General features: G+C 55.0%; 21 protein-coding genes and 4 pseudogenes. 7 read left to right on the forward strand and 18 right to left on the reverse strand.

What is annotated here, in order from left to right; genetic code table 11:
* Positions 1-2 precede the first annotated feature (2 nt).
* Positions 3-1,502 (forward strand): guanosine-5'-triphosphate,3'-diphosphate diphosphatase, encoded by a 1,500-nt coding sequence (gene gppA / locus SOPEG_RS01975; protein ID WP_025244118.1) that lies wholly within the window; start codon positions 3-5, stop codon positions 1,500-1,502.
* 60 nt (positions 1,503-1,562) lie between these two features.
* On the opposite strand, the gene rep is transcribed toward gppA, so the two are convergent.
* Both rep and ilvC read right to left on the reverse strand, forming a co-directional pair.
* Complete coding sequence (gene rep / locus SOPEG_RS01980) at positions 1,563-3,590, reverse strand: DNA helicase Rep (protein ID WP_025244119.1); 2,028 nt, start codon at positions 3,588-3,590, stop codon at positions 1,563-1,565.
* 221 nt (positions 3,591-3,811) lie between these two features.
* The gene (ilvC, locus tag SOPEG_RS01985; RefSeq protein WP_025244120.1) at positions 3,812-5,290 is read right to left on the reverse strand and encodes a ketol-acid reductoisomerase; all 1,479 of its coding nucleotides are present in this window, start codon (positions 5,288-5,290) and stop codon (positions 3,812-3,814) included.
* 195 nt (positions 5,291-5,485) lie between these two features.
* On the opposite strand from ilvC, the gene ilvY reads away from it, so the two are divergent.
* Positions 5,486-6,373: an HTH-type transcriptional activator IlvY gene (gene ilvY / locus SOPEG_RS01990; protein WP_025244121.1), complete on the forward strand. Its 888-nt coding sequence runs from the start codon at positions 5,486-5,488 to the stop codon at positions 6,371-6,373.
* Here ilvY and SOPEG_RS28575 read toward each other — a convergent pair.
* The 8 genes and pseudogenes from SOPEG_RS28575 to ilvL all read right to left on the reverse strand — a co-directional run bounded on the left by SOPEG_RS28575 (position 6,258) and on the right by ilvL (position 12,201).
* The gene (locus SOPEG_RS28575) at positions 6,258-6,620 is read right to left on the reverse strand and encodes a hypothetical protein (protein ID WP_200867851.1); all 363 of its coding nucleotides are present in this window, start codon (positions 6,618-6,620) and stop codon (positions 6,258-6,260) included. The two genes, ilvY and SOPEG_RS28575, sit on opposite strands and share 116 nt — an antisense overlap.
* The gene (locus tag SOPEG_RS28580) at positions 6,520-7,074 is read right to left on the reverse strand and encodes a threonine ammonia-lyase (RefSeq protein WP_417903442.1); all 555 of its coding nucleotides are present in this window, start codon (positions 7,072-7,074) and stop codon (positions 6,520-6,522) included. The genes SOPEG_RS28575 and SOPEG_RS28580 overlap by 101 nt, the downstream gene beginning before the upstream one ends.
* A pseudogene (locus SOPEG_RS30710) lies at positions 7,072-7,524 on the reverse strand (pyridoxal-phosphate dependent enzyme); the annotation flags it as partial. The pseudogene SOPEG_RS30710 and the gene SOPEG_RS28580, both read right to left, overlap by 3 nt.
* 15 nt (positions 7,525-7,539) lie before the next feature.
* Positions 7,540-9,189 (reverse strand): annotated as a pseudogene (gene ilvD / locus SOPEG_RS28585) (dihydroxy-acid dehydratase); the annotation flags it as partial.
* A 65-nt stretch (positions 9,190-9,254) separates the two neighbouring features.
* Positions 9,255-10,193, reverse strand: a complete 939-nt coding sequence (locus SOPEG_RS02005; protein WP_025244122.1) for a branched-chain amino acid transaminase — start codon at positions 10,191-10,193, stop codon at positions 9,255-9,257.
* 22 nt (positions 10,194-10,215) lie between these two features.
* The gene (gene ilvM / locus SOPEG_RS02010; protein ID WP_025244123.1) at positions 10,216-10,473 is read right to left on the reverse strand and encodes an acetolactate synthase 2 small subunit; all 258 of its coding nucleotides are present in this window, start codon (positions 10,471-10,473) and stop codon (positions 10,216-10,218) included.
* The gene (locus SOPEG_RS02015; RefSeq protein ID WP_025244124.1) at positions 10,470-11,963 is read right to left on the reverse strand and encodes an acetolactate synthase 2 catalytic subunit; all 1,494 of its coding nucleotides are present in this window, start codon (positions 11,961-11,963) and stop codon (positions 10,470-10,472) included. Before SOPEG_RS02015 ends, ilvM begins: the two co-directional genes overlap by 4 nt.
* Before the next feature lie 136 nt (positions 11,964-12,099).
* A complete protein-coding gene (gene ilvL, locus SOPEG_RS23830; RefSeq protein WP_011412204.1) occupies positions 12,100-12,201 on the reverse strand; it encodes an ilv operon leader peptide in 102 nt (33 codons plus the stop codon).
* A 647-nt stretch (positions 12,202-12,848) separates the two neighbouring features.
* Here ilvL and SOPEG_RS02020 point away from each other — a divergent pair.
* A complete protein-coding gene (locus tag SOPEG_RS02020) occupies positions 12,849-14,057 on the forward strand; it encodes an IS256-like element ISSoEn2 family transposase (protein WP_025244125.1) in 1,209 nt (402 codons plus the stop codon).
* Positions 14,058-14,137: 80 nt separating this feature from the next.
* A pseudogene (locus SOPEG_RS23835) lies at positions 14,138-14,401 on the forward strand (flagellin N-terminal helical domain-containing protein); the annotation flags it as partial.
* Between the two features lie 56 nt (positions 14,402-14,457).
* On the opposite strand, the pseudogene SOPEG_RS22410 reads toward SOPEG_RS23835, so the two are convergent.
* The 3 genes and pseudogenes from SOPEG_RS22410 to SOPEG_RS30715 all read right to left on the reverse strand — a co-directional run bounded on the left by SOPEG_RS22410 (position 14,458) and on the right by SOPEG_RS30715 (position 16,908).
* Positions 14,458-15,382: pseudogene (locus SOPEG_RS22410) on the reverse strand (IS5-like element ISSoEn1 family transposase).
* A gap of 250 nt (positions 15,383-15,632) precedes the next feature.
* Positions 15,633-16,556: an IS5-like element ISSoEn1 family transposase gene (locus SOPEG_RS02035; RefSeq protein ID WP_025244127.1), complete on the reverse strand. Its 924-nt coding sequence runs from the start codon at positions 16,554-16,556 to the stop codon at positions 15,633-15,635.
* Between the two features lie 124 nt (positions 16,557-16,680).
* Positions 16,681-16,908 carry a hypothetical protein gene (locus SOPEG_RS30715; protein ID WP_158382316.1) on the reverse strand — a complete coding sequence of 76 codons (228 nt, stop codon included), beginning with the start codon at positions 16,906-16,908 and terminating at the stop codon, positions 16,681-16,683.
* A 26-nt stretch (positions 16,909-16,934) separates the two neighbouring features.
* Between SOPEG_RS30715 and SOPEG_RS02040 the strand changes: the two genes are divergently transcribed.
* Entirely contained in the window at positions 16,935-17,858 is a 924-nt protein-coding gene (locus SOPEG_RS02040; protein WP_025243942.1) for an IS5-like element ISSoEn1 family transposase, read from the forward strand.
* Positions 17,859-18,502: 644 nt separating this feature from the next.
* Here SOPEG_RS02040 and SOPEG_RS28590 read toward each other — a convergent pair.
* Positions 18,503-18,802 (reverse strand): flagellin, encoded by a 300-nt coding sequence (locus tag SOPEG_RS28590; RefSeq protein ID WP_335334068.1) that lies wholly within the window; start codon positions 18,800-18,802, stop codon positions 18,503-18,505.
* Positions 18,786-19,796, reverse strand: a complete 1,011-nt coding sequence (locus tag SOPEG_RS02045) for a flagellin N-terminal helical domain-containing protein (RefSeq protein ID WP_081742902.1) — start codon at positions 19,794-19,796, stop codon at positions 18,786-18,788. The genes SOPEG_RS28590 and SOPEG_RS02045 overlap by 17 nt, the downstream gene beginning before the upstream one ends.
* A gap of 446 nt (positions 19,797-20,242) precedes the next feature.
* On the opposite strand from SOPEG_RS02045, the gene SOPEG_RS02050 reads away from it, so the two are divergent.
* Positions 20,243-20,791, forward strand: a complete 549-nt coding sequence (locus SOPEG_RS02050; protein ID WP_025244128.1) for a flagellar cap protein FliD N-terminal domain-containing protein — start codon at positions 20,243-20,245, stop codon at positions 20,789-20,791.
* 64 nt (positions 20,792-20,855) lie between these two features.
* Positions 20,856-21,779 (forward strand): IS5-like element ISSoEn1 family transposase, encoded by a 924-nt coding sequence (locus SOPEG_RS02055; protein ID WP_025243865.1) that lies wholly within the window; start codon positions 20,856-20,858, stop codon positions 21,777-21,779.
* A gap of 282 nt (positions 21,780-22,061) precedes the next feature.
* Here the strand turns inward: SOPEG_RS02055 and fliE are convergent, their stop codons facing one another.
* The 3 genes from fliE to SOPEG_RS02070 all read right to left on the reverse strand — a co-directional run bounded on the left by fliE (position 22,062) and on the right by SOPEG_RS02070 (position 23,450).
* Positions 22,062-22,214, reverse strand: coding sequence for a flagellar hook-basal body complex protein FliE (fliE, locus tag SOPEG_RS23840; protein WP_335334087.1), 153 nt, complete (start codon positions 22,212-22,214; stop codon positions 22,062-22,064).
* Positions 22,215-22,216: 2 nt separating this feature from the next.
* Positions 22,217-23,140, reverse strand: a complete 924-nt coding sequence (locus SOPEG_RS02065) for an IS5-like element ISSoEn1 family transposase (RefSeq protein WP_025244129.1) — start codon at positions 23,138-23,140, stop codon at positions 22,217-22,219.
* Positions 23,141-23,201: 61 nt separating this feature from the next.
* The gene (locus SOPEG_RS02070; protein WP_025244130.1) at positions 23,202-23,450 is read right to left on the reverse strand and encodes a flagellar hook-basal body complex protein FliE; all 249 of its coding nucleotides are present in this window, start codon (positions 23,448-23,450) and stop codon (positions 23,202-23,204) included.
* Between the last annotated feature and the right edge of the window lie 94 nt (positions 23,451-23,544).

The following is a 23,544-nucleotide window of genomic DNA, read 5'->3' on the forward strand; positions in this document are numbered from 1 at the left end:
AGATGATAAGCGCCTCCTCACTCTATGCCGCCATTGACTTAGGCTCCAACAGCTTTCATATGTTGGTGGTGCGTGAGGTGGCCGGCACCGTCCAGATGCTGGCGCGCATCAAGCGTAAAGTGCGTCTGGCCGCCGGGCTCAACGGCGATAACCGGCTTTCCAGCGACGCGATGCAGCGCGGCTGGCAGTGCCTGCGCCTGTTTGCCGAACATTTGCAGGATATCCCCCCCGCCCACGTCCGCGTGGTGACCACCGCCACCCTGCGCCTGGCCACTAACGCGGCGGAATTTCTCGGCCCGGCCAGTGATATTCTGGGCTGTCCGGTGCAGGTCATTTCGGGCGAAGAAGAAGCCCGGCTTATCTATCAGGGCGTCGCCCACACGACCGGCGGCTCCGATGAACGTCTGGTGGTGGATATCGGCGGCGGTAGCACCGAGCTGGTGGTGGGGCGCGGCGCGCAGGCGCTGGAACTGTTCAGTCTGGAAATGGGCTGCGTCACCTGGCTGGAGCGCTATTTTAACGACCGCAGCCTGACGCGGGAAAACTTCGAGCGGGCGGAGCAGGCGGCGCGCGAAAAAATCCGCCCGGTCGCTTTCCGCCTGCTGGCCCGGGGCTGGCAGGTGTGCGTCGGCGCCTCCGGCACGGTGCAGGCGCTGCAAGAAATTATGGTTGCCCAGGGGATGGATGAACATATTACGCTCAGCAAACTGCTGCAGCTTAAACAGCGCGTCATTCACTGCGGCAAGCTCGAAGAGCTGGAAATCGAAGGTCTGACGCTGGATCGAGCGCTGGTGTTCCCGAGCGGGCTGGCGATTTTGCTGGCGGTATTTGCCGAACTCGGCATCAAGACCATGACCCTGGCGGGCGGCGCGCTGCGCGAGGGGATGATGTACGGCATGATGGCGTTGCCGGCCGGCGGCGATATCCGCCAGCACACCCTGGAAAACTTGCAGCACCGCTATCAGCTGGATACCGAGCAGGCGCAGCGGGTCGCCCGGCTAGCGGAAGGATTCGCCCGTCAGGTGGCCGAGACCTGGCAATTGGACGAGCGATGTTTCACGCTTTTGCGCTGCGCCAGCATGATCCACGAAATCGGCCTAAGCATTGATATCAAACGCGCTCCGCACCATGCCGCCTATCTCGTCCGCCATACCGACCTTCCCGGTTTTACCCCCGCCCAGCAAAAGCTTATCGCCACGCTGCTGCAAAACCAGAGCAACCACATCGATCTCACCCAGTTGAATGACCAAAATAGCCTGCCGCTGCGCATCGCTCAACGCTTATGCCGGTTGATGCGGCTGGCGATCATCTTTGCCAGCCGCCGGCGCGACGACGCGTTGCCCGCGGTGGAGCTGCGCGCCATGGACGAAACGCTGCACGTACTGTTACCCCACGACTGGTTGAACCAGCATCCGCTGCGGGCGGAATACCTGGAGCAAGAAAGCCAGTGGCAGAGTTACGTCCACTGGCCGTTATTGCTGGAAGAAGCACCGCAAAGCTGAGCGATCGACTCAGCTAACGCTACGTCGCGGCCGCTGTTGCCACGCTAAGCGGGAAATACCTTAGCCGCCCTCGCCGCGCGCCTTGGCCAACTGAGCGCGAAGACTGGCCAGATGGCCCTGTCCACGGCTCATCCGCTCCTCGGCGCTGACCGGTTTACGCACTTGCTCCCACGCCAAATCGTCCTGCGGCAGTTCCAGCAAGAAGCGGCTCGGTTCCGGTTTGACCAGTTCGCCGTATTGACGCCGCTCGCGGCACAGGGTGAAAGTTAATTCCTTTTGCGCGCGGGTAATGCCGACATAAGCCAGGCGGCGCTCCTCATCGATATTGTTCTCGGCGATACTGCTTTGATGCGGTAACAGTCCCTCCTCCATGCCGACCAGGAAGACATAGGGAAACTCCAACCCCTTAGAGGCGTGCAGCGTCATCAGCTGCACCTGATCCAACTCCTCCTCGCTCTCACCGCGCTCCATCATATCGCGCAGAGTAAAACGGGTGACCACCTGATCAAGCGTCATCGCCTCATTCAAATCGGAGCCGGTAAGCATCTCGGTCATCCAGCTGAACAGCTGGTTAACATTCTTCATCCGCATTTCCGCCGCTCTCGGACCGGGAGAGCTTTCATACAGCCAGCTTTCATAGTCGATACCGTGGATGAGTTCACGCACCGCCGCGACCGGCTCCCGCTCCGCCTGGCGGGCAATGCCCTCCAGCCAGCGGGTGAACTGTTGCAGCGATTCCAGGCCGCGGCCGCTCAGCGTTTGCTCCAGGCCCAGATCGAAGCTGGCGGTGAATAGGCTCTTGTCGCGCTGCGTCGCCCAGGTACCCAACTTCGCCAGCGTCGCAGCGCCGATCTCCCGGCGCGGCGTGTTCACCATTCGCAAAAACGCGCTATCGTCATCGGGATTGGTCAGCACGCGCAGATAGGCGAGCAGATCCTTAATCTCGGGGCGTGAGAAAAACGACGTTCCGCCGGAGATGCGATAAGGAATGCGGTTTTGCATCAGCATCTTTTCAAACAGCCGCGACTGGTGATTACCGCGATAAAGAATAGCGTAATCGCGATAGCGGGTCTTGTTGATGAAATGGTGGGCGATCAATTCTCTCACCACCCGCTCGGCCTCGTGATCTTCATTATTGGCGGTGATCACCTTTAGGATTTCGCCATAGCCCAGCCGGGAAAACAGCTTTTTCTCAAAGACATGCGGGTTGTTGGCAATAAGAATATTGGCGGCGTTGAGTATGCGCTCGGTGGAGCGGTAGTTCTGCTCCAGCTTAATCACCGCGAGCGTCGGGAAATCCTGTTGCAACAGCGCCAGATTTTGCGGCCGCGCGCCACGCCAGGAGTAAATCGACTGGTCATCGTCCCCCACCACGGTGAAACGGCCCCGCGGCCCTACCAGCAGCTTTACCAGTTCATATTGGCTGGTGTTGGTGTCCTGATACTCATCCACCAGCAGATAGCGCAGCCGGTTTTGCCAACACTCGCGCACCGCCTCGTCACGCTGCAGCAGCTTGGTGGGTCGCAGGATCAAATCGTCGAAATCCAGCACATTGCAGGCGACCAGATGATTGTCGTAGAGCTCGTAACAGTGGGCGAACAGCTTATCCCGCTCGGAACGCGCGGCCACCGCGGCCTGCGGCGGCGACAACAGATCGTTCTTCCAGTTGGAAATGGCGGCGGTAAGCTGATTAAGCAAGTCTTTGTCCCCTTCCAGCCACGGCTCGGTGAGATCCTTTAACAGCGCCAGTTGGTCCTGCTCGTCGAACAGCGAAAATTTAGCCTTCATGCCCAATGCCTTATATTCGCGCTTGATGATAGCCAGCCCGAGCGTATGGAACGTGGCGACGGTTAAGCCGCGCGCCTCAGCGCGGCCCAGGGTTTGCGCCACCCGCTCTTTCATCTCCCGCGAGGCTTTATTGGTAAAGGTGACCGCCGCGATATGGCGCGCCTGGTAACCGCAACCGCGGATCAAATGGGCGATTTTATTGGTGATGACCCGCGTTTTACCCGAGCCGGCGCCGGCCAGCACCAGGCAGGATCCAGTGACAAATTCGACGGCTTGTTGTTGGCTCGGATTAAGGCGCATTAGTTATTCCCGGGCAAAAACGGTGGCAGAGAACGGAGGGGGATTGTAGCAGAAAGCGGCGTCGGGGTTTATCCCCATCGTAACGGGGATACACGTGCCCCCAACGCCCGCGCCTCGCCACGGTCGGGCCGCATTCGCCGGCAACAGGCAAAAAAAGCCCCGCCTAACGGCGGGGCCTGAGTCTGTCGGCGCGTCATCCGGGGGGATGACCCAGCCGCCTGTCAGTTGGCGACCGCGATGCGTTTCATATCCTTCATGTAACCGCGCAATTCGGCGCCCACAATTTCGATCGGATGCTGGCGAATTGCTTCGTTAACATCGCGCAGGCACGCATTGTCGATTTCCCCCTCGGCCACCGGTTTGCCCAAGTCCCCCGCCTGCAGGTTGCCCATAAACGCCTCTTTAAGCAACGGCACGGCGGCATTGGCGAACAGATAGTTGCCGTATTCGGCGGTGTCGGAAATGACCACGTTCATCTCATACAGACGCTTGCGGGCGACGGTATTGGCGATGAGCGGCAATTCATGCAGGGATTCGTAATAGGCCGATTCGGCAATGATACCGGAACGAGTCATGGTTTCAAATGCCAGCTCCACGCCGGCTTTTGCCATGGCGATCATCAGCACGCCGTGGTCAAAATAGGTCTGCTCGCTGATTTTGCCGTCGTACTGCGGCGCATTTTCAAACGGCGTACGGCCGGTTTCTTCGCGCCAGCCGAGCAGTTTGACATCATCGTTGGCCCAATCAGCCATCATGCCGCTGGAGAAGGCGCCGGTAATGATATCGTCCATGTGTTTTTCAAACAGCGGCTGCATCAATTGCTTCAGTTGCTCGGACAGCGCAAAAGCGCGCAACTTCGCGCTGTTGGACAAGCGGTCCATCATCAGCGTGATACCGCCCTGCTTCAGCGCTTCGGTGGTGGTTTCCCAGCCGAACTGAATCAGTTTGCCGGCGTAGGCCGGGTCGACGCCGTCGGCGACCATCTTGTCGAAGCACAGCAGCGAGCCGGCCTGCAGCATACCGCACAGGATGGTCTGCTCGCCCATCAGATCCGACTTGACCTCGGCGACAAAGGAGGATTCCAGCACTCCCGCGCGATGACCGCCGGTCGCAGCCGCCCAGGCTTTGGCCAGCGCCATCCCCTCGCCCTTCGGATCGTTTTCCGGATGCACGGCGATAAGGGTCGGTACGCCAAAACCACGTTTGTACTCTTCGCGCACCTCTGTCCCAGGGCATTTCGGCGCCACCATGATAACGGTGATGTCGCGGCGGATTTGCTCGCCCACTTCAACAATGTTAAAGCCGTGGGAATAGCCCAGCGCGGCGTCTTGTTTCATCAGCGGTTGTACCGCCTGCACCACCGCGGAATGTTGCTTATCGGGAGTCAGGTTAACGACCAGATCCGCTTCCGGCACCAGCTCTTCATAGGTGCCGACGCGAAAGCCGTTTTCCGTCGCTTTACGCCAGGAGGGGCGCTTCTCGGCGATCGCTTCTTTACGCAGCGCGTAGGCGATATCCAACCCGGAGTCACGCATATTCAGCCCCTGGTTCAAACCCTGGGCGCCACAGCCGATGATCACCACTTTTTTGCCTTGCAAGTAACCCGCTTCATCGACGAACTCATCGCGGCTCATGAAACGACATTTACCCAACTGCGCCAACTGCTGGCGCAAATTTAAGGTGTTGAAATAGTTAGCCATGGTGCAACTCCATCATCAGGTATCAGGGCGTGCCGTAGGCGTTCGCCCGCAGACAGTAATCTTTTCTGCCAATCACTATAAAGCAGGAAAAGCATTGCTTAAATTGATATATTAACAATCTGACCTTGCAGAATCTGCAATACCACTGGCCGGCACTACGCGACGGTGGATTTCATTCACTCTCGGGGCGAATCCATGGATATCCGCGACCTCAAGTTGTTTCTCCACCTGGCGGAAAGCCGCCACTTCGGCCACAGCGCCAAGGCGATGCATGTCAGCCCGTCGACCCTGTCGCGCCAGATCCAGCGGTTGGAGGAGGACGTCGGGCAGACGCTGTTTTTACGCGATAATCGTACTGTACAGTTGACCGACGCCGGCCAGCAACTGAAAGAGTTCGCGCAGCAAACCCTGCTGCAATACCAACAGCTGCGCCACCGCCTCGGTCAGCACGGTCCTTCGCTCAGCGGCGAACTGCGGCTGTTTTGCTCGGTAACCGCCGCCTACAGCCATTTGCCGCCGATCCTCGATCTGTTTCGCGCCGAGCATCCGCTGGTGGAAATAAAACTCACCACCGGCGATGCCGCCAACGCGCTGGATAAAGTGCAGTCCGGCGAAGCGGATTTGGGCATAGCCGGCCATCCGGAAATTCTGCCAGCGAGTATCGACTTTACCCCCATCGGCGAAATCCCCATGATATTGATCGCGCCGGCGCTGCCTTGCCCGGTTCGCGCCCGGGTCAAGACCCCCCAGCCTGACTGGTCGAATACCCCTTTCATTTTGCCGGATCACGGTCCGGCGCGTCGGCGCATTGAATTGTGGTTTCGCAGCAACCATATCAGCAATCCGCTGATTTACGCTACCGTTGCCGGCAATGAAGCGATTGTGTCGATGGTGGCACTGGGCTGCGGTATCGCGCTGATCCCGTCGGTGGTGATGGACAATTCGCCGGAGCCGGTGCGCAGCCGTATCACCCTGCTGGAGCACGGCACCCCGGTCGCGCCGTTGGCGCTGGGAGTCTGTGCACAACGAAAGCGGCTACAAGAGTCGCTGATCGACGCCTTCTGGCAACTGCTGGAGCGCTAACCGCCGCTTGACGCCCGATTCGCCCCGGCGAACAGGGCGGTAGATCCGCCAGGAACAAGCGAAACGCCGGATTGGCGGTAACATCGTGGCACTCATAGCCCAAGGCCGAAAGATGATGATCGAATTCCGGTTCACGCTCTGCCAATTCAAATCCCGCCAGCACCCGGCCATAATCCGTGCCGTGGCTGCGGTAGTGAAACAGCGTAATATTCCAGCGCGTGCCCAGCGTGTACAAAAATTTTAGCAACGCTCCGGGGGGATTCGGGAAACTCGAAGCTGTATAAACGCTCGCGCAGCGGCTTCGACGGGCGACCGCCCACCATATAACGGACGTGAAGCTTGGCCATCTCATCGTCGGAAAGATCCGCCACCTGGTAACCGCCGGCGGCCATTTCCGCCAGGATCTCCTCGCGCTCCTCACGCCCGCGGGTCAGCCTAACGCCGACGAAAATACAGGCGTTATCGGCATCGCTATAGCGATAATTGAATTCGGTAACCGGCCGGCCGCCCAACAGCTCGCAGAAGGCCAAAAAGCTGCCCTTTCTTTCCGGGATGGTCACCGCCATCAGCGCTTCGCGCTGCTCGCCCAGTTCACAGCGCTCCGAGACATAGCGCAGGCCGTGAAAATTGACGTTGGCACCGGACAGCACGTGCGCCAGACGCTCATCATGGATGCCGTGCAGCTGGACATATTTTTTCATTCCCGCCAGCGCCAGCGCACCGGAGGGCTCGGCAATCGCCCGCACGTCCTCAAACAAATCCTTCACCGCCGTGCAAATTGCGTCGCTGTCCACGGTAATAACATCATCAAGATAATCGCGGCACAGGCGGAAGGTTTCATTACCGATGCGCCGTACCGCCACGCCTTCGGCAAACAGGCCAACCCGCGGCAAATCCACCGGCTCGCCGGCCCGCAGCGCCGCCGCCAGACCGCCGCCGCCCACCGGCACAAAAATACGGTCCAGATGGGCATCCTACTGCAACAACTCCATCGCCAGCGTCCCCTGGCCGGCGATCACCGCCGGATGATCGAACGGCGGCACAAAAGTCATATTGCGTTCGTGTGCCAATTCAATGGCTTTCGCCTTAGCTTCATCAAAATTGGCGCCTAATAACAGCGGTTCGCCGCCGAAGCCGCGCACCGAGTCCACTTTGATATCGGCGGTATTGATATCGATAATATCCCCGTCGCGCACCAGCCCGATCAGGCCGCCGCTGGCGGCTTCCGGCGACACATGGCCGATAGACAATCCCGAGGTTACGCCGGAAAAGCGGCCATCGGTAATCAGCGCGCAGCTTTTACCCAGCCCCATGGACTTAAGGAAGGTGGTGGGATAGAGCATTTCCTGCATTCCCGGTCCGCCTTTCGGACCTTCGTAGCGGATCACCACGACATCGCCGGCCACCACTTTACCGCCGAGAATGGCCTCGGACGCGGCTTCTTGACTTCCATACACCTTGGCCGGCCCGCGGAACACCAGGCTGCCTTTGTCGACGCCGGCGGTTTTCACGATGCAGCCGTCTTCGGCAATGTTGCCGTAGAGCACCGTCAATCCCCCGTCCTGGCTATAGGCGAATTCACGGGCGCGAATGCAGCCTTCTTGACGATCGTCATCCAGCGACGGCCAGCGACACTCCTGGGAAAACACCTGAGTGGTGCGAATACCCGCCGGCCCCGCGGCGTACATGCTTTTTACCGCCGCGTCGTCGGTCACCATGATATCGTAGCGCGCCAGCGTTTCCGGCAGCGACAGCCCGAGCACGTTGCGTACGTCGCGATTAAGCAGGCCGCTGCGATCCAGCTCGCCCAGAATGCCGATGACGCCGCCGGCGCGGTGTACGTCTTCCATGTGGTATTTTTGCGTGCTGGGCGCGACCTTACATAAATGCGGCACCTTCCGCGACAGGCGATCGATATCGGCCATGGTAAAGTCCACTTCGCCTTCCTGCGCCGCGGCCAGCAGATGGAGCACGGTATTGGTCGAGCCGCCCATGGCGATATCCAGGGTCATGGCGTTTTCAAACGCGGCTTTTCTGGCGATACTGCGCGGCAGCGCGCTGGTATCATCCTGCTCATAGTAACGTTTGGCTAACCCGACGATACGCTCGCCGGCGTTCAAGAACAGGTGCTTGCGATCGGCGTGGGTCGCCAGCAGCGAACCGTTGCCCGGCTGGGAAAGGCCAAGCGCCTCGGTCAGGCAGTTCATCGAGTTGGCGGTAAACATGCCGGAGCAGGATCCGCAGGTCGGGCAGGCGGAACGTTCGATCTGGTTACTGTCTTCATCCGAGACGTGGGGATTGGCGCCCTGAATCATGGCGCCTATCAGGTCCAGCTTGATGATTTTATCCGACAGTTTGGTTTTACCGGCTTCCATCGGGCCGCCGGAGACAAAAATGACCGGTATGTTCAAGCGCAGCGACGCCATCAGCATCCCGGGGGTGATTTTATCGCAGTTGGAAATGCACACCATAGCGTCGGCGCAGTGGGCATTCACCATGTATTCCACCGAATCGGCGATAAGCTCGCGCGACGGCAGAGAGTACAGCATACCGCCGTGCCCCATCGCGATGCCGTCGTCCACCGCGATGGTATTAAACTCTTTCGCTACCCCGCCGGACGCTTCGATTTGTTCGGCGACCAGCTTACCCAGATCGCGCAGATGCACGTGGCCCGGCACAAACTGGGTAAAGGAGTTGACCACGGCGATAATCGGTTTGCCGAAATCGTCGTCGGTCATCCCCGTGGCGCGCCAGAGGGCGCGTGCGCCGGCCATATTACGGCCGTGCGTGGTGGTAGCGGAACGGTACTTAGGCATGCTCATAACTCCAGTTATTCAGATGGCCAGGGCGGCCGTAGCGCCCCGGCGCGAAAGCGTTATCGTTATTGATTGACCGAATCCAGCCAGCCCCATTTATCTTCAGTCTCGCCGGTAAACAGCCCGAAGAACGCCTGCTGCAACTGCTTGGTGACCGGACCGCATTTGCCGATACCGACCTTGATGCCGTCAACGCTACGCACCGGGGTTATCTCGGCGGCGGTACCGGACATGAAGACCTCATCGGCCAGATAGAGCGATTCGCGGGACAAGACCTGTTCCCGCACTTCCAGTCCGGCCGTGACGGCCAGCTTGATAATAGCGTCGCGCGTGATGCCGGGCAGCGCGGAAGAGGTGAACGGCGGCGTAAACAAAATACCGTCCTTCACTTCAAACAGGTTCTCGCCGGCACCCTCGGAAACATAACCGTGCACGTCAAGGGCGATGCCCTCTTGATAACCATGGCGGCGGGCTTCGCTGCCCACCAGCATGGAGGACAGGTAATTGCCGCCGGCTTTAGCCGCGGTCGGGATGGTATTAGCCGCCGCGCGATTCCAGGAAGACACCATCGCGTCAATTCCCTGATCCAGGGCCTCTTCCCCCAGATAGGCTCCCCAGGGGAAGGCGGCGATAATCACGTCGGTGGTGTAGCCCGCCGGCGGATTCACGCCCATGCCGACATCGCCGACATCGCCGACAAACACCAGCGGCCGGATATAGGCGCTGACCAATTTATTTTTCAGTATAACGGCGCGCGTGGCCGCCATCAGCTCATCCACGCTTTGTGTCACCGGCATGCGATAGATTTTGGCCGAATTATGCAGTCGCTGCATGTGTTCACGATGACGGAATACCACCGGGCCTTTATGCGAATCGTAACAACGTACACCTTCAAAGACTGATGACCCGTAATGCAGCGCATGCGACATTACATGGACTTTGGCTTCTGCCCACGGAACCATTTCACCGTTAAACCAAATGAAATCAGCTTTCTTCGTTGTCATTTTTTTCTTTCCTTACCCGGCCTTAGGCACGTATTTGTTGTGATGTTAATTGCTGGATCTCGACACAGGCGACATCCATTAGTTTGCTCAATTGTGCAGACAATAAGTCCACGGACCGCTTGCTGGCAAAGGTCAAGTGAATATTTATACCTTCAGCCTCGGTGCGCGGCGTCATATTTAATGCGCACAGCTCAAAACCGCGGTGGCGGACCACCCGTAAAATACGCTCCACGACTTCCGGGCGAAAGTGCGCCTGAATGGAAAGGGAATGTTGCATCATGATGATTTCTCCAGCATGGTTTCATTACCGGCGCCCGGCGGCACCAGCGGCCAGACATTCTCAAGCTCATCGATAGAGACATGCAGCAGGAACGGCCCCGGTTGGGTAAACAGGGTTTCCAGCGCCTGCGGGATGTGGTCTTTACGGGTGATGTGCAGGCCGGGAATGTCGAAGGCACTGGCCAGCGTGAGAAAATCGGGGTTATCGGTCAGGGTGGTTTCGCTATAACGTTTATCAAAAAATAACTGCTGCCATTGACGGACCATGCCTAAACGCTGGTTATCCAGCAGCACGATTTTCAGCGGCAACCGTTTTCGCTTAATGGTGGTCAGCTCCTGCACATTCATCATGAAGGAGCCGTCGCCGGAGACGCAGATGACGGTATCCTGCGGCCGGGCAATCTGCGCGCCAATCGCGGCGGGAATGCCGAAGCCCATCATACCCAGCCCGCTGGAGGTAATGAAATTCTTCGGCCGGCTGAAACGCATATGCTGGGCGGCCCACATCTGATGTTGCCCTACATCGGTGGTCACGATGGCGTCATCGGGGGCACGATCGCTGATGGCCCGCAGCAGGGCCGGCGCGTAAATCCCCTCGCCGGGGTGATCATAGCGCCAGTGGTACTCCGCCTTCAGCACCTGGGTTTCAACCCGCCAGGCGTCGATGGACATCGGCTGCGCCAGCGCCGGCAACAGATGATTCAGGTCTCCCAGCAGCGCAATATGCGCCTGACGCAGCTTGCCCAATTCGGCAGGATCAATATCCAGATGGATCACTTTGGCCTGGGGGGCGAAAGCGTTCAGCCGGCCGGTCACCCGATCGTCAAAACGCGCCCCAACCGCGATCAGCAGATCGCACGCCTGCACCGCCAGATTGGCGGCCTGGTTACCGTGCATACCCAGCATGCCCAAATAACAGGCATCGTCGCCCTCCAGGTCGCCCTGGATGCTGCCGGCCTGATCGTCGAGGCTCAACAAATGCGGCGTCAGGTCGCCGTCGGCCAGCTGAATATCCTTGGGAATATCAATCAGGACCGGGCCGGGACGTCCGCTGGTGGCGATGGCGAACGCTTCGGTGATGATGCCCGGCAGCGCGTCCAGCGATTCCACCAGAAAGCTGTGTTTAGTACAGGCCAGCGACAGGCCCAATACATCGATCTCTTGAAAGGCGTCGGTGCCGATAAACGCCGATCCAACCTGTCCGGTAATCGCCACGACCGGCACCGAGTCCAATAGGGCATCGGCCAGACCGGTGATAAGATTGGTGGCGCCAGGACCGGAGGTCGCGATACACACCCCCACTTTGCCAGTAGCCCGTGCGTAGCCGATTGCTGCGATGGCCGCGCCCTGCTCATGACGGCATAGCAGATGCTCCACCCCGCCGTCGTAGAGCGCGTCGTACACCGGCATGATAGCGCCGCTGGGATAGCCGAAAACCATGTCCACACCCTGTGCCCGCAGCGCCTGTACTACCCATTGAGCTCCGTTCATGGTTAGTTCCCCGCCTTCACGCCGCAGGGACAGAACAATATTCTAATTTTCATTTAGTGTTCTCTTGTCGCTTGATTGATACCAAAAAAAAACCCCGACCAGTTGGTGCGGGGGTTTTCTTGAGATTTAAGCTTGTTTAGTAAGCTTTTCTTCGTCCAAGTGCAGCCCCGCACGGTGGGATAATAATCACCACCACGCTAATCACGACTAGGCTAATCACTTGAACAACGGCTTTCATAAATAGGTTTTCATTATGTTTGACATCGAATGAATGCCTACAGAGTTATCACAGTTAGTGTAAGCATAACAACTATTTTCGTTATGCCCTCCAGCGCGAGCAGCGCATTTTACCCTGTTATTCCCTGATTTAAATCAGGTTATTCATAAATGAAAATTTTTCATTTAGTCGACGACGGCCAGACAGAACAAGGACCCAAAGTAGCGCTTTATGGCAAGAGAGTTCCACCGATACGAGAAGAGAGAGACGTAGAGACATGGCGGTCACCCCCCTTGGCGAGCGCGGTGGCGATGAGGGGATAAACAAGGTTACCGCTGCTGAGATGAGGGTGATAGAGGGGTCAAGCGGGATAAGGCCGATAGGCGCGTCATCTATTGCGCGCCTTCGCTGCGCTGCCGACAGAGAAGGGATCGGTGGGTCGATGACAGTTTGAGCATACGGGACGTAATATAGAGGCATCAGATGATTGATTAGTATTAAAGGTATTTTTCGGGTAAGGGGGATAATACGTTTGCGGTACGCCATGAGCAGTAGCCATTGCGCGCAATAATAAGCAATGCCATAACGTAAAAAGAGAGCCTGTTTAGAAATTTGTGTATTTGCCTGATTTTGATATGTTCAATCCAACATCAAAAACAGGTTAATTTATGGACGAAAAACAGTTGCAGGCTCTGGCTAACGAACTGGCCAAAAATCTCAAAACCCCTGAAGATCTCAGTCACTTCGATCGGCTGCTGAAAAAAATTAGCGTCGAAGCAGCTCTCAATGCCGAAATGACCCATCACCTTGGCTACGATAAAAATCAGCCTAAACCGGGGACCAACGCCCGCAACGGCTATTCCACAAAAACCGTTACCACTGGCGATGGCCCGCTGGCGCTGCGTACTCCGCGCGATCGTGACGGTTCCTTTGAACCGCAACTGGTGAAGAAGAACCAGACCCGGATTACCGGGATGGATAACCAGATTTTATCGTTGTACGCCAAAGGGATGACCACCCGCGAGATCGCCGCCGCGTTCAAAGAGCTGTATGACGCCGATGTCTCGCCGGCGCTGGTCTCAAAGGTCACCGATGCGGTCATGGAGCAGGTTGTCGAATGGCAAAACCGGCCTCTGGATGCAGTCTATCCCATTGTTTATCTTGACTGTATCGTTCTAAAAGTCCGGCAGGACAGCCGCATCATCAACAAATCTGTGTTCCTGGCTCTGGGCATCATCATCGAAGGCCAGAAAGAGTTGCTAGGTATGTGGCTGGCCGAAAATGAAGGCGCAAAGTTCTGGCTGAACGTGCTGACAGAGCTGAAAAACCGCGGCCTGAACGATATCCTTATCGCCTGCGTAGACGGGCTGAAAGGTTTCCCTGACGCTATTAACGCGGTGTATCCGGAGGCGCGACTCCAGCTGTGTATCGTACATATGGTGCGCAATAGCCTGCGGTTCGTCTCCTGGAAGGACTACAAGGTCGTCACCCGCGACCTGAAAGCTATCTATCAGGCCCCTACGGAAGAAGCCGGCTTGCAGGCGCTGGAAGCGTTCTCCAGTGCCTGGGACATCCGCTACCCGCAAATAAGTCGAAGCTGGCAGGCAAACTGGGCCAATCTGGCCACGTTCTTTGCCTACCCAACGGACATCCGCAAGGTGATCTACACGACCAACGCCATCGAGTCGTTAAACAGCGTGATCCGGCATGCCATCAAAAAGCGCAAGGTGTTCCCGACCGACGACGCAGTGAAAAAGGTGGTGTGGCTGGCGATACAGGCGGCCTCACAGAAATGGACAATGCCTTTGAGGGACTGGCGCATGGCAATGAGCCGCTTTATTATCGAGTTCGGTGACCGCCTGGACGGTCACTTCTGAGAAAAGGCATTTACACAGAATCGTGTACAGGGTCGATCAGAGCCGCCAGTCACCTAAAAGTTCGATTTATTCAACAAAGCCTGTCCCAGGTAATTAACACCAATATTCTTTCTATCACCGCGCAAAATAATCTGAATAAGTCACAAAACTCGCTGAGCACCGCCATTCAGCGGCTGTCGTCCGGGCTGCGTATTAATAGCGCCAAGGACGATGCCGCCGGTCAGGCCATCAGCAACCGTTTTACCTCGCTAATTAACGGTTTAACCCAGGCATCGCGCAACGCCAATGACGGTATTGCCGTGGCGCAGACCGCGGAAGGGGCCATTAATGAAGTGAATGAAAACCGCTTTGTTGAATAAATCCGAAATTTGTGACGACTTCCTCCCTATCAGGGCGATTGTTACATGATGCGGACGCTGTTTGGCATTCCTAACAGCGTGATCCGGTTAAGCGCTTTGACCATTGCCATAGCCTCACCTACCTGCGCGTCATAGTCATGCAGACTCAGATGACCACCCAGAAGTGTTTTAAACCGGAACATGGCCGTTTCAGCCAGTGAACGCCGGTGATAACCTACTTTCTTTTTCCAAGTATCGTTATTGCCGCTCAGATGCTGATTTGCCACCGCATGGTTACGCTCATGGTATCGAGCTGGCCAATATTGCGCACCACTTCGCGGTGGGATAAGCGGCTTTATTTTTTTCCTCAGCAGAGCATCATGACAGTAACGCGTATCGTAAGCACTGTCAGCTGACGCTTTCCTGATTTTCCGGTGGGTTTGGTTAATCAGCCCGGGCAGCGCCTGCGCATCTGTCGTACCGCTTAGCGATAAATCGGCACAGATAATTTCATGTGTCGCGCTATCTACTGCCAGATGAAGCTTGCGCCATACTCTGCGCCTCTCAGCCCCATGCTGCCTGACTTTCTATTCGCCTTCGCCGAAGATTTTCAGGCCGGTGCCATCGATGACCAGGTGTGAGATTTCGCCGCGGGTTGGCGTTTTTATGCTGATGTCGACGGTTTTTGCTCGCCGGCTGACCAGAGAGTAATCTGGGCAGCGCAGCGACAGCCCCATCAGTTTAAAAATCGCGTCAACGAAACCCTGTAACGCCCGGAGCGAAAGGTTAAACACGCGCTTTATCATCAAAACCGTGGTAATGGCCATATCGGTGTAGTGAAGCGGCCGGCCACGATGTTCAGGTGGTGTACTCTCAGTCCATGCAGCAATGGCTGACTCATCAAGCCATACTGTCATGTCCCCCCCGCTGCCTGAGCGCATTGTTGTATGCGGGCCAGTTGGTGATTTTAAACTTTTGCTTTGCCATGGGGACCTGATGTTGAAACGAATGTAGTGATCAGAGCCGCCAGTCACCTAAAAGTTCGATTTATTCAACAAAGCCAATGAAAACCTGCAGGCGATTCGCCGCTTAACGGTGCAGGTAAAATCCACCGCTTCGATCTCCGACGCCGATAAAAAATCTATCCAGGATGAGATCGGCAAGCGTTTGGAGGAATTGAACGCTTTGTTGAATAAATCCGAAATTTTTGACGACTTCCTCCCTATCAGGGCGATTGTTACATGATGCGGACGCTGTTTGGCATTCCTAACAACGTGATCCGGTTAAGCGCTTTGACCATTGCCATAGCCTCACCTACCTGCGCGTCATAGTCATGCAGACTCAGATGACCACCCAGAAGTATTTTAAACCGGAACATGGCCGTTTCAGCCAGTGAACGCCGGTGATAACCTACTTTCTTTTTCCAGGTATCGTTATTGCCGCTCAGATGCTGATTTGCCACCGCATGGTTACGCTCATGGTATCGAGCTGGCCAATATTGCGCACCACTTCGCGGTGGGATAAGCGGCTTTATTTTTTTCCTCAGCAGAGCATCATGACAGTAACGCGTATCGTAAGCACTGTCAGCCGACGCTTCCCTGATTTTCCGGTGGGTTTGGTTAATCAGCCCGGGCAGCGCCTGCGCATCTGTCGTACCGCTTAGCGATAAATCGGCACAGATAATTTCATGTGTCGCGCTATCTACTGCCAGATGAAGCTTGCGCCATACTCTGCGCCTCTCAGCCCCATGCTGCCTGACTTTCCATTCGCCTTCGCCGAAGATTTTCAGGCCGGTGCCATCGATGACCAGGTGTGAGATTTCGCCGCGGGTTGGCGTTTTTATGCTGATGTCGACGGTTTTTGCTCGCCGGCTGACCAGAGAGTAATCTGGGCAGCGCAGCGACAGCCCCATCAGTCGCAAAATTGAGTCAACGAAACCCTGTAACGCCCGGAGCGAAAGGTTAAACACGCGCTTTATCATCAGAACCGTGGTAATGGCCATATCGGTGTAGTGAAGCGGCCGGCCACGATGTTCAGGTGGTGTACTCTCAGTCCATGCAGCAATGGCTGACTCATCAAGCCATACTGTCAGGTCCCCCCGCTGCCTGAGCGCATTGTTATATGCGGGCCAATTGGTAATTTTAAACTTTTGCTTTGCCATGGGGACCTGATGTTGAAACGAATGTAGTGATCATAGCCGCCAGTCACCTAAAAGTTCGATTTATTCAACAAAGCCGGAAATTGACCGTATTGCTGAACAAACGGAATTCAACGGTATAAGAATATTAAGTAAAGATCAGAAACTGGCTATTCAGGTCGGCGCCAATGATGGCCAGACCATTGATATTGATTTGTTTGATATGGGCATTGAAAATGCTGGGTATGGAAGGTTTTAATGTCAATGATTCTGTCACTATCCCTGGCTCGGTAGGCGCAGAAGTTAAGAGTGTTTCAGGTGATTTAAGGCTTTGTTGAATAAATCGAACTTTTAGGTGACTGGCGGCTATGATCACTACATTCGTTTCAACATCAGGTCCCCATGGCAAAGCAAAAGTTTAAAATTACCAACTGGCCCGCATACAACAATGCGCTCAGGCAGCGGGGGGACCTGACAGTATGGCTTGATGAGTCAGCCATTGCTGCATGGACTGAGAGTACACCACCTGAACATCGTGGCCGGCCGCTTCACTACACCGATATGGCCATTACCACGGTTCTGATGATAAAGCGCGTGTTTAACCTTTCGCTCCGGGCGTTACAGGGTTTCGTTGACTCAATTTTTAAACTGATGGGGCTGTCGCTGCGCTGCCCAGATTACTCTCTGGTCAGCCGGCGAGCAAAAACCGTCGACATCAGCATAAAAACGCCAACCCGCGGCGAAATCTCACACCTGGTCATCGATGGCACCGGCCTGAAAGTCTTCGGCGAAGGCGAATGGAAAGTCAGGCAGCATGGGGCTGAGAGGCGCAGAGTATGGCGCAAGCTTCATCTGGCAGTAGATAGCGTGACACATGAAATTATCTGTGCCGATTTATCGCTAAGCGGTACGACAGATGCGCAGGCGCTGCCCGGGCTGATTAACCAAACCCACCGGAAAATCAGGGAAGCGTCGGCTGACAGTGCTTACGATACGCGTTACTGTCATGATGCTCTGCTGAGGAAAAAAATAAAGCCGCTTATCCCACCGCGAAGTGGTGCGCAATATTGGCCAGCTCGATACTATGAGCGTAACCATGCGGTGGCAAATCAGCATCTGAGCGGCAATAACGATACCTGGAAAAAGAAAGTAGGTTATCACCGGCGTTCACTGGCTGAAACGGCCATGTTCCGGTTTAAAACACTTCTGGGTGGTCATCTGAGTCTGCATGACTATGACGCGCAGGTAGGTGAGGCAATGGCAATGGTTAAAGCACTTAACCGGATCACACTGTTAGGAATGCCAAACAGCGTCCGCATCATGTAACAATCGCCCTGATAGGGAGGGAGTCGTCACAAATTTCGGATTTATTCAACAAAGCGCCTGGGACATAGCAGTTTCCTTTAAATAGCAGTGGGTAACGTTGTGACAATAAAACCATTAACATTACTGCTGGCCTAATCTCTATCGGCGGCGGAATGCAAAGCTTTAAAAATTATCTGCTACCTATGTATTAAGCAACTTACCATCAATCGCCCCGATTAATTTATTTCACCATAAATAAGCTGAACCGCAACAAATCACACCCTGGTCCGTTAGCGCCTGGGGTTATGGCTTTGATTGACGCCGTCAATGCCTCATCATCACCCTAAAATCTCTGCGCTTGTTGCGCCCTGGTCACGCTCCTGGTCGGTATGCCGGTATCCTTTGCGTTTGATGAAGGTAGCTATTGCTGGCTGTAGAGGAGGGATAATCGAGGGTAACGCGCCGGCTACGACCGCCGGAGAGCTAGCTTAACAGGAGAGTGAGGGCGGCGTTGCCGCGCCGAAACGTTGTCGACGCACAGGTGCAACCAGCAGCGGGCTCCACGGATATCGCGGTCTTCGCCACGGCGCGACGGGCCGCACCGTGGGTGCGTTAAAGCGAAAAAACCCCGGGCAAGCCGGGGTCAGGCAGAAGCGGAAATCGCTTTAGCGCAGCAGTGAAAGGATGCCCTGCGGCACCGAATTAGCCTGCGCCAATACCGCGGTGCCCGCCTGCTGCAGGATGTTGGCGCGGTTCATATTGGAAACTTCGATAGCAAAATCCGCATCCAGAATATTGGAACGCGACTGGCTGAGATTCGTTACGGTGGTGCTTAGGCTATTGATCACCGAACTTAAACGGTTTTGGGTGGCGCCCAGCGAACCGCGCACTTCGTCAACCTTGGCGATGGCCTTGTCCAGGTTCTCCAGCGGGTTGTGGGTTGCGGCTTTACCCTCCGCGCTCACCTCTATTTTCTCTCCCTGGGTCACCTTTACCCTTGGCATCGATGCTGGCGCTATAGTAGACCGGCTCGCCGTTATCCGTCCCTTTAAGTACATAGCCTGATTGAACGGATTTGTCCTCGCAGGCATGGACGGTCATACCCGCCGGCGGTGTGACTGACGTAGTGCCGGTTTTAACGTCTTGAGGACTAGGCGCCATGCCTTCTGCTGCATCTGCCTCCACCTTGGTTGCGGCGGCAGCGGTATAGGTTAACTTTGCGTTCCCAGCTCCGGAATTACCCGTTTGTGCCTTGTAATATTCTTCAGTTCCTGATTTTTTTACGTAATATTGCAAACCCTTTCTGTAAACCTTGCCGTCAATGTCAATCTTATCCGCGGCAGTGCCCGCGAACTCGATCGTTGGCTTGGCCCAGTTGTCGACATTGTCCGTTTGCTCTGTCTTAATGTCCGACGATTTTACAACCTGCACCACGCTGAAAGTATCGATACCTAATTCTTTTGTATCCAATTGCTTGAGTTCAATATCCACCGTCTCTCCATCGTTAGCGCCTACCTGAATCGACAAGTTTTGGTTTTTACTCAGAATTCGCACACCGTTAAATTCCGTTTGTGCGGCAATACGGTCGATCTCATCCAAACGCTTGCCGATTTCATTTTGGATGGATTTTTTATCGGCTTCGGAGATCATGGCGGTGGATTTAACCTGTACCGTCAGGCGACGGATCGCATGCAGGTTTTCATTGATCTCATTAATTGCCCCTTCGGCAGTTTGCGCCACCGAGATACCGTCATTGGCATTGAGCGATGACTGAGTCAGTCCGTTAATTAATGAGGTAAAGCGGTTAGCGATCGCTTGGCCGGCCGCGTCATCCTTGGCGCTATTAATGCGCCAGCCGGACGACAGACGCTGTATCGCACTACCCAAAGAAGCCTGTGATTTATTAAGGTTATTCTGCGCGGCCATAGAGAGGATGTTGGTGATAATCACCTGTGACATAATAAATTCCTTTTTTGAATGCGATTAAGTAAGTCATTGACGATCATTACTCAGTAACGCCTGCAGGCCCTACAAACTATCGGCACTCCATTCAAAAGCTTTAATCTAATTCTGCCCACCGAGGATCATAAAATTAAGCATAACAGTAATTTATGATATTATCATATATGCATAACATATATGAGTATCAACGTGCTTAATATTTTTATTAAACGTATGTCCTGCAACAATGCGACCCTGCGCGCCCACCGCTCATCCCGTCATTACTCACGACGTAAACGCGATCTCGCCTGTTATCACTTAGGAAACGGGTCATCGTTTCGCATCACACAACAGGGGACTTTTTGTCAATTATCCTTTTGTCATCCCGCGCCGATTAAACTTTTCTCTCTTCGCGGCCGATAGCAATGCATACAATCCACGCGGTGATTAACAGGAGAGTTGGCATGGAGGGTATATCAATTTCGGGCATCAGAGATGCGCTGATGGCGAATCAGACCAAGCAGTTTCAATTGATGCTACGACCCATACAGTTACGGCAAAAAAGCATCGAGTGGAAAATCAGCGCCTGGAGGAAAATCCGCTCCAGTCTGCAAACCTTGCTGGAGAAAAGCAATGCCCTGAAGAATGATGCCTTTTACGCCATGAAGATCAGCGAAAACAAGGCATTTAGCGCCAGAGCCAGCAGAGGCGCCATGGCGGGCACCCACGATATCAAGGTCAATGAACTGGCGCAAAACCATACCCTGTCTTTTCAGACTAAAAAAGGGATTGATACGCCGCTGGGCGATAACAAGCCAACCCGTACGCTGACAATCAGCCAAAAAGGCGAAAACGGTGAGATGAAAGATATCGTGATTACCCTCGCGCAAGAAGAAACCAGTCTGGCGGGGATAGCCAAGGCCATCAACAACCAGAAGGCCGGCGTCCATGCCGAAGTGAAAAATGTGGACAATGACGGCACGCTGCGTTTGGTGTTACGGGGGCTTTGTTGAATAAATCGAACTTTTAGGTGACTGGCGGCTCTGATCACTACATTCGTTTCAACATCAGGTCCCCATGGCAAAGCAAAAGTTTAAAATTACCAACTGGCCCGCATATAACAATGCGCTCAGGCAGCGGGGGGACCTGACAGTATGGCTTGATGAGTCAGCCATTGCTGCATGGACTGAGAGTACACCACCTGAACATCGTGGCCGGCCGCTTCACTACACCGATATGGCCATTACCACGGTTCTGATGATAAAGCGCGTGTTTAACCTTTCGCTCCGGGCGTTACAGGGTTTCGTTGACTCGATTTTTAAACTGATGGGGCTGTCGCTGCGCTGCCCAGATTACTCTCTGGTCAGCCGGCGAGCAAAAACCGTCGACATCAGCATAAAAACGCCAACCCGCGGCGAAATCTCACACCTGGTCATCGATGGCACCGGCCTGAAAGTCTTCGGCGAAGGCGAATGGAAAGTCAGGCAGCATGGGGCTGAGAGGCGCAGAGTATGGCGCAAGCTTCATCTGGCAGTAGATAGCGTGACACATGAAATTATCTGTGCCGATTTATCGCTAAGCGGTACGACAGATGCGCAGGCGCTGCCCGGGCTGATTAACCAAACCCACCGGAAAATCAGGGAAGCGTCGGCTGACAGTGCTTACGATACGCGTTACTGTCATGATGCTCTGCTGAGGAAAAAAATAAAGCCTCTTATCCCACCGCGAAGTGGTGCGCAATATTGGCCAGCTCGATACCATGAGCGTAACCATGCGGTGGCAAATCAGCATCTGAGCGGCAATAACGATACCTGGAAAAAGAAAGTAGGTTATCACCGGCGTTCACTGGCTGAAACGGCCATGTTCCGGTTTAAAACACTTCTGGGTGGTCATCTGAGTCTGCATGACTATGACGCGCAGGTAGGTGAGGCTATGGCAATGGTCAAAGCGCTTAACCGGATCACGCTGTTAGGAATGCCAAACAGCGTCCGCATCATGTAACAATCGCTCTGATAGGGAGGAAGTCGTCACAAATTTCGGATTTATTCAACACAGCGGGTAATACTCCCCTCCTTGGCGACCTCCGCATTTTCCGCAACCTCTGCATTGGCGTTGACGGCGGCCGTGACGGAGTGAATCGCCGCAACGTCGGCGTAGTTCATAACGCCGGCATTAGCCGTCGCATTCATGATCCCTAGCGTCGGCCATGACCTTCGCGTTATTCGCGACACCGCCTTGAACCAAAATGCCAGATGCCAGATGCCAGATGCCAGATGCCGAATTCTAGATCGCCATATTCATCACTTCCTGATAGGCATTGATCAATTTATTATTGACCTGAATTCCCAAATGCAGCGCCAGCGACGCCTTCTGCATTTCCACCGCTTTGTTGAATAAATCCGAAATTTGTGACGACTTCCTCCCTATCAGGGCGATTGTTACATGATGCGGACGCTGTTTGGCATTCCTAACAGTGTGATCCGGTTAAGTGCTTTAACCATTGCCATTGCCTCACCTACCTGCGCGTCATAGTCATGCAGACTCAGATGACCACCCAAAAGTGTTTTAAACCGGAACATGGCCGTTTCAGCCAGTGAACGCCGGTGATAACCTACTTTCTTTTTCCAGGTATCGTTATTGCCGCTCAGATGCTGATTTGCCACCGCATGGTTACGCTCATGGTATCGAGCTGGCCAATATTGCGCACCACTTCGCGGTGGGATAAGCGGCTTTATTTTTTTCCTCAGCAGAGCATCATGACAGTAACGCGTATCGTAAGCACTGTCAGCCGACGCTTCCCTGATTTTCCGGTGGGTTTGGTTAATCAGCCCGGGCAGCGCCTGCGCATCTGTCGTACCACTTAGCGATAAATCGGCACAGATAATTTCATGTGTCGCGCTATCTACTGCCAGATGAAGCTTGCGCCATACTCTGCGCCTCTCAGCCCCATGCTGCCTGACTTTCCATTCGCCTTCGCCGAAGACTTTCAGGCCGGTGCCATCGATGACCAGGTGTGAGATTTCGCCGCGGGTTGGCGTTTTTATGCTGATGTCGACGGTTTTTGCTCGTCGGCTGACCAGAGAGTAATCTGGGCAGCGCAGCGACAGCCCCATCAGTTTAAAAATCGCGTCAACGAAACCCTGTAACGCCCGGAGCGAAAGGTTAAACACGCGCTTTATCATCAGAACCGTGGTAATGGCCATATCGGTGTAATGAAGCGGCCGGCCACGATGTTCAGGTGGTGTACTCTCAGTCCATGCAGCAATGGCAGACTCATCAAGCCATACTGTCATGTCCCCCCGCTGCCTGAGCGCATTGTTGTATGCGGGCCAATTGGTGATTTTAAACTTTTGCTTTGCCATGGGGACCTGATGTTGAAACGAATGTAGTGATCAGAGCTGCCAGTCAACCTAAAAGTTCGATTTATTCAACAAAGCCCATTTCCACCATAACATCATTCAAAGCGATTCCCGGCACGCCTAATTCAAATTTCTCCGCCTTGCGCCGGGCATTTATTTGCATGCCGTTAATCTGTTTGATACTGCTATTCAATTCACTAATAAAGCCCGCACCGGCTACCGCCGGTGCGGAGAGCGTTATTGTGGTGCCCGCCGCCTGTTGTGCCGTCACCTTCATCATGGCCAAAACGGAATGGATGGCCTGGGTTGTCATATAACCTCCTCAAATACCTCACTTCAGCGACATTAGCACGGCAAGGCCGCGTTGAATGGCGAAATTAAGAATAAAAGCGCATGCTTATTTGCCT

The organism is Candidatus Sodalis pierantonius str. SOPE, assembly GCF_000517405.1.
GTDB classification, from domain to species: domain Bacteria; phylum Pseudomonadota; class Gammaproteobacteria; order Enterobacterales; family Enterobacteriaceae; genus Sodalis_C; species Sodalis_C pierantonii.